At 45.5% G+C, this 255-nt stretch carries 1 pseudogene; it reads right to left on the minus strand.

Annotated elements, in window-relative coordinates:
* Positions 1–255, minus strand: a pseudogene (locus AB4486_RS25405) (ferric anguibactin-binding protein); the annotation flags it as partial.

The following is a 255-nucleotide window of genomic DNA, read 5'->3' on the forward strand; positions in this document are numbered from 1 at the left end:
CCCTTTAATTGGAGCCACTGTCGCACTCTTTGACTCCTCGAAACCAAAATCATCAAAAATGATCGAGAAGCGACTGCCCTTATTGAACATCGCAATGTTGTTGCCGTTGTTCATCAGCATCATTGCTGAAGTTTCGTCAGACGCTACTTTGTCGTTTACCGCTGTGATAGAAGCTTGAGTCTCTTTAATGATCGCTTCGACTTCAGCTTGCTTACCAAAGATGTCGCCTAGCACACGCCAGTTTTGCTGAGCATC

The sequence above is a fragment of the Vibrio sp. 10N.222.55.C6 genome, from assembly GCF_041473395.1.
Classification (GTDB): domain Bacteria; phylum Pseudomonadota; class Gammaproteobacteria; order Enterobacterales; family Vibrionaceae; genus Vibrio; species Vibrio crassostreae_C.